The organism is Pantoea sp. E956-1, assembly GCF_982223955.1.
This window is the reverse complement of the sequence record NZ_CEUYZP010000007.1, coordinates 242,371-250,706: the sequence shown is the minus strand read 5'-3', so window position 1 is coordinate 250,706 and position 8,336 is coordinate 242,371. Positions and strand designations below refer to the sequence as shown.

The window sequence follows — 8,336 nt, the reverse complement described above, 5'->3', positions numbered from 1 at the left end:
TGATATCAATCCTGCGAGTGCCCACACAGATTGTCTGATAAATTGTTAAAGAGCAGCGCGAACAGTGCGTTAGCGTCCTGTCGCGAGGTGGCGTATATTACGCTTTCCTCCTGCAGAGTCAACCTCTATTTCAGAAGTTTTTCTCCGGCGGCGCAGTCTCCTGTGCCTCTCAACCCGCTTCCCGTTGCCGGTGTTCCGTGTCGATGGAGGCGCATTATAGGGAGTTTCCGCGGGCTGACAAGCGTTTCTTTGAATTAATTTGCTGAGCGCATCTTTTTTAAACGAACGGCTTAAAAAGAGACGTTTCATGACGGAATAACGCACAAAAATCGCCATTAAACGTTGTAAAGAGACCTGCCGTTGCTTAATGCGGGTGCTATTATTTTGCTTCTTCTCGCAGGATAACCCCAGGAAGGACACTCAATGATAAAATCCGCGCGCAGCATGGCTGGTTTGCCATGGATAGCTGCCATGGCCTTTTTCATGCAGTCACTCGACGCCACCATACTGAATACAGCCCTGCCCGCTATCGCCACCAGCCTCGACCGTTCTCCTCTGGCCATGCAATCCGCCGTCATCAGTTACACCCTGACTGTCGCTATGTTGATTCCGGTCAGCGGCTGGCTCGCCGATCGCTACGGCACGCGCAAGGTGTTTATCGTCGCCGTTTCGCTGTTCACCCTCGGCTCGCTGGCTTGTGCACTTTCTCCCACACTCCAGGTACTGGTCATCTCGCGCATCATACAGGGCGTCGGTGGTGCAATGATGATGCCGGTCGCGCGACTGGCGCTGTTACGCGCCTATCCGCGCAGTGAGCTGTTGCCGGTGCTCAACTTTGTCACCATGCCGGGATTAGTTGGCCCGATACTGGGGCCAATGCTGGGCGGCGTGCTGGTGACCTACGCGACCTGGCACTGGATCTTCCTGATTAATATCCCGATTGGCATTCTCGGCATTATCTACGCACGCAAATATATGCCGGACTTCACCACCCCCAAGCGCCGCTTCGACTTTTTAGGCTTCTTATTATTCGGAGCCGGACTGGTGATGATCTCGATTGGGATTGAGCTATTTGGCGAGCGGATTGTTTCCGCCTGGCTGGCGGGTGGGATATTACTCAGCGGGATTGTGCTTTTGCTTCTTTATATAGTGCATGCCCGAAATCACCCTTCGCCACTGATCAATCTGCCGATGTTTAAAACCCGGACATTCTCCGTAGGCATCGGTGGCAACATCGCGTCACGTCTTGGCACCGGCTGTGTGCCCTTTTTGATGCCGCTCATGTTGCAGGTCGGCTTTGGTTATTCAGCGATTATCGCGGGCTGCATGATGGCACCCATCGCCATGGGTTCAATACTGGCGAAGTCGACGGTGACGCAACTGCTGCGCTGGCTGGGTTACCGCCGCCTGCTGGTTGGCATTACCGCCATTATTGGCATTCTGATCGCCAGCTTCTCTCTGCAGTCGCCCGCTGAAAGCATCATTGTGCTATTACTTCCGCTGTTTATTCTCGGCATGGCCATGTCTACGCAGTTTACTGCCATGAACACCATAACCCTGGCCGATCTGAATGATGATAACGCCAGCGGTGGTAACAGCGTGCTGGCCGTGACTCAGCAATTAGCGATCAGTTTTGGTGTGGCCGTCAGCGCTGCGGTGCTGCGCTTCTATCAGGAATTTGAAACCAGCACCATTTCACAGTTCCACGCCACGTTTCTGACCATGGGCGTGGTAACAGTACTGTCGGCGCTGACCTTTATGCTGCTGAAAAACGGTGATGGACGTAATCTGATCAGTAATCGCGACAAACAGAAAAAGCGTTAAACCGATCCACGCACCACCAGTTCCGGCGTCAGCACCAGCGTTTGCTGGCTGGCGTCGGGATCACTGAGCCGATGGAGCAAGGTGTCTATCGCCAGTTCACCCAGCGCATCTTTCGGCTGATGAATGGTACTCAGTGGCGGAGTGAGATAGCGCGCCAGCTCAATATCGTCATATCCCATTACCGCCATCTGCTGCGGAACCTGCATGCCAGCCTGATAGAGTGCGTGATAAACGCCAACCGCCATGGCATCGTTGCTGGTAAATACCGCTTCAGGCGGCGTTTCCAGCGCCAGCAGCTCGACCATCCCGTTATAGCCCCCCTGAAATTCAAAGTCACCATTCACTACATAGCCGGGCAGAATCGCCAGGCCACTTTTTGTCATGGCGTTGCGATAACCTTCCAGGCGCATACGTGCCGGGGTTTTATCCTGCGGACCCGCGATACAGGCGATGCGGGTGTAACCACTGTCGATAAGATGCTGAGTCGCCATCTCCCCGCCCAGTAGCGCGTTATCCTGAATAATGTCACCACGGCCTTCAAACGGCGCCCAGTCCATCATAACGGCAGGTACAGAGGGATAGCGGTTCAGAATGTCTGCCGAGGGCAGGTGACTTTCCGTACACATGATCAATAAACCGTCGACGCGCTTCTGCATAAGCGTTTCCAGGCTGCGGTTCATCCGCTCTTCATTACCCGCCGTGTTGCAGAGAATCAGGCTGTAGCCACGCTGATAGCAGCTCTCCTCCACGCCCCGCACCACTTCGGCATAAAATGGGTTACTACTGGTGGTCAGCAGCATACCGATGGTGTGCGTTTGATTGATTTTCAGACTACGTGCCAGCGCAGAAGGAGCATAGTTCAGCTCGCGTATCGCCTGCTCAACTTTTTCCCGTACGCCTTCACTGACAAAGCGATTGTTATTGATCACGTGCGAGACAGTGGAGGTAGAGACGCCCGCCAGGCGAGCGACATCTTTCATGGTGCTCAAATGCTTAGCCCTGCTGCTGCAAAAATTCATCGATCTCCGCGCGCCACGGCACGGAGGGCTGCGCACCCGAGCGGGTAACGGCGATAGCAGCGGCGGCATGGGCAAACCGCACCGCGTCATACATCGTTTTCTGCTCCAGCCGCGCGGTAATAAAGGCGCCATTAAAAGTGTCGCCCGCCGCGATGGTGTCGATAGCTTTAACGCTGAAGCCAGCAATACGCTGACCTTCTCCCTGCTCGCTCAGCCAGACACCGCGGCGACCCAGAGTAATCAGTACCGTGCCGATACCTTTCGCATGCAGTACTGCCGCAGCGCGGGCGGCATCTTCATCGTTGCTGACCGCAATGCCGGTCAGACTCTCGGCTTCAGTTTCATTCGGGGTAATAATGTCGATCAACGCCAGCAGTTCATCTGAGAGCTGGGTGGCGGGTGCAGGATTGAGAATAACCTGCGTCTGATGCTGTCGGGCGAGCGTCGCGGCGGTCAGCACACTCTCCAGCGGTGATTCTAACTGTATTAACAGTGCATCGGCGTCGGCGATAACCTGCTGATGACGCGCCACGCAATCTGGCGTTAACGCCGCGTTTGCACCGGAATAGATGCCGATGTTGTTCTCACCGTCTCCGTTGACGAAAATCATCGCCACGCCGGTCGACTCACCCTCAACCACCTCAATCGGCGAGGTATTAATATTGTCCTGCGCCAGTTGCTGACGAATACGTTCACCAATGTCGTCAGCGCCCACACAGGCGATAAATGCGATATCGGCACCAGCACGACCGGCGGCGACAGCCTGATTCGCACCCTTACCGCCAAACGCAATCTGATAATTCTGTCCGATCACCGTTTCACCGGGACGGGGGAAATGCGCCAGATTAAGGATGTGGTCAGCGTTAATGCTACCAAGAACGGCCAGTTTTGCGTTTTTGCTCATTAGGGGAGTCCGGAATAAGTGCGCCACCGGGAGGGTGGCGCAGTGCCCTGCTTTTCTTTGAGTTATTGAGTGACCAGCTTCAGGTCGACCGGGTTGATCGCCTTCACTTTTTCACCCTTCAGCACTTTATCAGCGGTATCCACGCCGATCATGCCAATTTTATCTGGCATCTGTGCCACGGTCGCAGACAGTTTGCCAGCTTCTACGGCTTTAACGCCATCAGCAGTGCCGTCAAAACCAACCACGATCACACCGGTTTTACCGGCGGTCTGCAGCGCACGCAGTGCACCCAGCGCCATTTCGTCGTTCTGAGCGAATACGGCCTGAACGTCCGGGTGTGCCTGCAGCAGGTTCTGCATGACGTTCAGACCTTTGGTACGGTCAAAATCGGCAGGCTGGCTGGCGAGGATCTGGAATTTATGCGCATCAGCGGCCTGTTTGAAGCCTTCGCCACGCTCACGGGCGGCAGAAGTCCCGGCAATGCCCTGCAGTTCAATAATTTTGGCGTTTTCGCCGACTTTTTTGGCGATGAAGTCGCCGGCCATTTTACCGCCGAAACGGTTATCGGAAGCAACGTGGCTGACCACGGTGCCCTGTGCTGCAACGCGATCCAGCGTGATAACCGGGATGTTCGCCTGGTTAGCCATCTTCACCGCATTGCCCACAGCATCAGAGTCGGTTGGGTTGATCAGCAGCAGTTTGGTGCCGCGAACGGTCAGATCCTGCACGTTAGCCAGCTCTTTCGCTGGATTGTTCTGTGAATCCAGCACCACCAGGTTGTAGCCCAGCTTGTCCGCTTCTTTCTGCGCACCCTCTTTCAGCGAAACAAAGAACGGGTTGTTCAGGGTTGAAACCACCAGCGCGATAGTATCTTTGGCCATAGCGCTGGTACTGAGCGTTGCGCCAAGGATCATGGCCAGTGCGGTTAACTTTTTCATCATGTCATCCTGTGTAAGGTCAGAGTTATTTACTGCTTTTATTATCTACCAGCACCGCCAGCAGGATTACTACCGCCTTAACGATCATCTGGTAGTACGAAGAAACGCCCATCAGGTTCAGGCCATTGTTCAGGAAGCCGAGGATCAGTGCGCCAATCAGGGTGCCGAAAATACGGCCCTTACCGCCTGCTAGGCTGGTTCCGCCCAGCACGACCGCAGCAATCGCATCCAGCTCATAGCCGGTGCCTGCTGTCGGCTGTGCCGAAGAAAGACGCGCTACTTCAATGGTGCCTGCCAGCGCCGCCAGCATGCCACTCAGGGAATAGACGATGATTTTGACGCGATTCACATTGATGCCGGAGAGACGCGTTGCCGCTTCATTACCGCCAAGCGCATAGATATAGCGACCCAGACGAGTGTGCTGCAGCATGTACCAGGCAGCAATAAAGACCAGCGCCATCAGCCAGACCGGCGCAGGGATACCCAGCGGACGACCAATACCAAACCAGCCCAGCAGATCGGCATTGGCACTGAAACCCGTGTTAACCGGACTGCCGTCGGTGTAGACCATGGTGACACCGCGCAGCAGCAGCATCATGACCAGCGTGGCGATAAACGCCTGCACTTTGCCGCGCGCCACAATGGTGCCAGTCAGGGCACCGATTGCCGCTCCCAGTGCCAGCGACGCCGCCACCGCGACCAGGGCATTCACTTCCATGCCCACCAGCGATGCCCCCACCGCGCCCGTCAGGGCCAGCAGCGATCCCACAGAGAGGTCGATACCGGAGGTCAGGATCACCAGCGTCATCCCGACCGCCATAATGGCGTTAACCGAGGTCTGCTGCAGAATGTTGAACAGGTTCGCCACGGTAAAGAAGTTCGGGCTCTGGCTGGCCACCACGGCGATCAGCACCATCAGCGCAATCAGCGACTTCTGTTCCAGTAGCCAGCTTTTGCTAAACCAGCGACGGCTGGCAGGTAAAGTTTGGGTCGTCATACCACTAAATCCTCACTGTGTTGCTTGCCTACGGCGGCTGCCATCAGGCTCTCCTGAGTGGCTTCTTCCCGGGTAAATTCGCCGCTGATACGGCCTTCATGCATCACCAGAATCCGATCGCTCATGCCCAGCACTTCCGGCATTTCCGAGGAAACCAGAATAATGCTCAGCCCTTCGGCTTTAAACTGGTTAATCAGTTGATAGATCTCTTTCTTCGCGCCGACATCCACACCGCGTGTCGGTTCATCCAGAATCAGTACGTTGGGCCGGGTCATCAGACCGCGGGCAATCGCCACTTTCTGCTGGTTGCCGCCCGAAAGCAGACCAATCGGCTGCTCCATGGAAGGCGTTTTAACGTTAAACAGCCGGATAAAATCGCCCACCGCCAGCTGCTCTGCCGCGTGTTTCAGCGTGCCGCTGCCGTGACTGAAATAGCCTAACGCTGTCAGCGACATGTTCTCTTTTACTGACATGCCCAGCACCAGGCCATCGCGCTTACGATCTTCGGAGATATAGACGATACCGTTAGCCAGCCCATCCTGCGGTGAGCGCGTCACCACCTCCCGACCATTGAGCCACAGCGTGCCTTCGCGACGCGGCAAGGCGCCGTAAAGCACCTTCATCAGTTCGGTTCGTCCCGCGCCCATCAGGCCGGAAACGCCCAGGATTTCACCTTTGCACAGGCTGAAACTGACGTTATCCACGCCCGGTCCGCTGACGTTCTCCACTTTCAGCCGCACGTCGCCTGGCGCCTGATCAATATGGGGATATTGATCTTCCAGCTTACGGCCGACCATCATTTCGATCAGGCTCTCTTCAGTCAGTTCGCTGACCGGACGTTCAGCAATAAACTGACCGTCACGGAACACCGTGACGTCATCGCAGATCTCAAAGATCTCTTTCATGCGATGCGAGATATAGACGATGCCGCAGCCCTGCGCTTTCAGTTCGTTGATCACCCGAAACAGCGACAGCGTTTCGGTATCGGTCAGCGCATCGGTCGGCTCATCCATGATGATCACCTGCGACTCAAAGCTCAGGACTTTGGCGATTTCGACCATCTGCTGATCGCCAATCGACAAATCCCCCACCAGCTTGTGGCTGTTGAAGCGCAGATTAAGCCGTTTAAGCAGCGCATCAGCTTCGGCATACATACGCGGCCACTGGATACGGCCAAAACGACCCACATATTCGCGGCCGAGGAAAATATTCTCCGCCACGGATAACTGAGGGATCAGGTTCAGTTCCTGATGAATGATGCCAATACCCGCTTCCTGAGACGCTTTCGGCCCACTGAAACGGGTCTCTTTGCCGAGCCAGCGCAGCGTACCGGCATCATGTTGATAGATCCCGGTCAGCACTTTCATCATGGTGGACTTGCCTGCGCCGTTCTCGCCCACCAGCGCCATCACGCGTCCTGCCCGGACATTCAGCGACGCACCCTTAAGGGCTTTCACACCCGGAAAGGATTTTTCAATGCCGTCGAGTTGCAGTAAAGGTTGCATAGCGGCCTCAGAAGGTCACACCGGCGCTGAGGATGACATTCGCAAACGGAGAGCACTCTCCGCTGCGAATGACCGCCTGACTACGCTGCGTTTGTTGTTTGAATTGTTCATGACTGGTGTAGCTGATGGTGATGATATTCCCCTGGTGCTGTTGCAAGGCTTCGAGCACGGCGACAAGTGCGCTATGAAGCTGCGGATTATGCTGTTTAATCTCTTCCGCGATCAGGGCGCTCTCTACCTGCATCTCCAGTGCGACAGCATTAACCACCTGCATAAAATCGGGCGTACCCGGCGTGAGCGCTAAATCAATGCGCTGCGGTCCGGCCGGAATCGGCAAACCTGCATCAGCAATCGTCAGCGTATCCGTGTGTCCCAGGCGGGCAATCACATGAGAGAGTTCAGCGTTTAACAAGCGACCTTTTTTCATCTTTTCACTCCACAGCGAAACGTTTCGCTGTCAGGAGTGTATGAAAAGACGCCATCAACTCAATCGGGAAATAAGAAATCTGTGATCGCTATCGAAACGTTTCGCTCACGCGGGGAGAAATTTGCATTAAGTCGGGGGAAGGGCTGAAAAAAGGGCCGCGAATGCGGCCCGATATTGCGGATATAGTCCTGTCCGGTCAGCCGTGCTGAGCAAAGAAACCAGGCCAGGATAAGAGGATTAAGGCAGTTTTTTAACCTGTTTGACGTCCATCTCAATGCTGTTGAAATCTTTATCCAGTTCACCCGTCAGCTCGACGTTGTCTTTAGGTGAGATAGTCTGACCGTTCCAGTGCTTATGGTCGATTTCGACTTTCATGGTGCCGGTCTGGTCGCGGAACAGATAATCTTCGTTGCCGATCTGTTTTTCCAGCTTACCGCGCACGGTGACCCAGCTGTCATCTTTCATCTCTTCAGCCTGCTTTACGGTCACCACACTGCTGTGATCGGCACTGAAACCGCCCTGACCGGCTGCTGACTGCGTCTGTGCGGCTGGCGCACTGGGATCAACAAATCCACCCTGCTGTGCAGCGAAAACCGGGGCAGAAGCCAGCATTACGACGGCCAGAATTGCAGCGTGCTTTTTCATTTTGTCACCTCTTTTCCATGATGTGGTTCGTCTTGTTGAGCTTAGTTGACCATAAAGTTCTTAACAGCTTCTTAAGA

Annotated in this window: 8 protein-coding genes; 1 reads left to right on the top strand and 7 read right to left on the bottom strand. The window is 55.1% G+C overall.

What is annotated here, in order from left to right; all coding sequences use genetic code 11:
• Window positions 1–423 precede the first annotated feature (423 nt).
• Window positions 424–1,824 (top strand): multidrug transporter subunit MdtD, encoded by a 1,401-nt coding sequence (mdtD, locus tag AC0T7J_RS17800; protein WP_473795623.1) that lies wholly within the window; start codon window positions 424–426, stop codon window positions 1,822–1,824.
• On the opposite strand, the gene rbsR is transcribed toward mdtD, so the two are convergent.
• The 7 genes from rbsR to AC0T7J_RS17765 all read right to left on the bottom strand — a co-directional run bounded on the left by rbsR (window position 1,821) and on the right by AC0T7J_RS17765 (window position 8,259).
• A complete protein-coding gene (rbsR, locus tag AC0T7J_RS17795; RefSeq protein ID WP_473795622.1) occupies window positions 1,821–2,813 on the bottom strand; it encodes a ribose operon transcriptional repressor RbsR in 993 nt (330 codons plus the stop codon). The two genes, mdtD and rbsR, sit on opposite strands and share 4 nt — an antisense overlap.
• Window positions 2,814–2,817: 4 nt before the next feature.
• On the bottom strand, window positions 2,818–3,747 hold the full coding sequence (gene rbsK / locus AC0T7J_RS17790) for a ribokinase (RefSeq protein WP_473795621.1): 930 nt from the start codon (window positions 3,745–3,747) through the stop codon (window positions 2,818–2,820).
• A gap of 62 nt (window positions 3,748–3,809) precedes the next feature.
• Complete coding sequence (gene rbsB, locus AC0T7J_RS17785) at window positions 3,810–4,685, bottom strand: ribose ABC transporter substrate-binding protein RbsB (RefSeq protein WP_098051971.1); 876 nt, start codon at window positions 4,683–4,685, stop codon at window positions 3,810–3,812.
• Window positions 4,686–4,710: 25 nt separating this feature from the next.
• A complete protein-coding gene (gene rbsC, locus AC0T7J_RS17780; protein ID WP_473795620.1) occupies window positions 4,711–5,682 on the bottom strand; it encodes a ribose ABC transporter permease in 972 nt (323 codons plus the stop codon).
• Entirely contained in the window at window positions 5,679–7,187 is a 1,509-nt protein-coding gene (gene rbsA, locus AC0T7J_RS17775) for a ribose ABC transporter ATP-binding protein RbsA (protein ID WP_473795619.1), read from the bottom strand. Before rbsA ends, rbsC begins: the two co-directional genes overlap by 4 nt.
• A gap of 7 nt (window positions 7,188–7,194) precedes the next feature.
• Window positions 7,195–7,614, bottom strand: a complete 420-nt coding sequence (gene rbsD, locus AC0T7J_RS17770; RefSeq protein WP_003849483.1) for a D-ribose pyranase — start codon at window positions 7,612–7,614, stop codon at window positions 7,195–7,197.
• Between the two features lie 237 nt (window positions 7,615–7,851).
• Entirely contained in the window at window positions 7,852–8,259 is a 408-nt protein-coding gene (locus AC0T7J_RS17765) for a YgiW/YdeI family stress tolerance OB fold protein (RefSeq protein ID WP_473795616.1), read from the bottom strand.
• Between the last annotated feature and the right edge of the window lie 77 nt (window positions 8,260–8,336).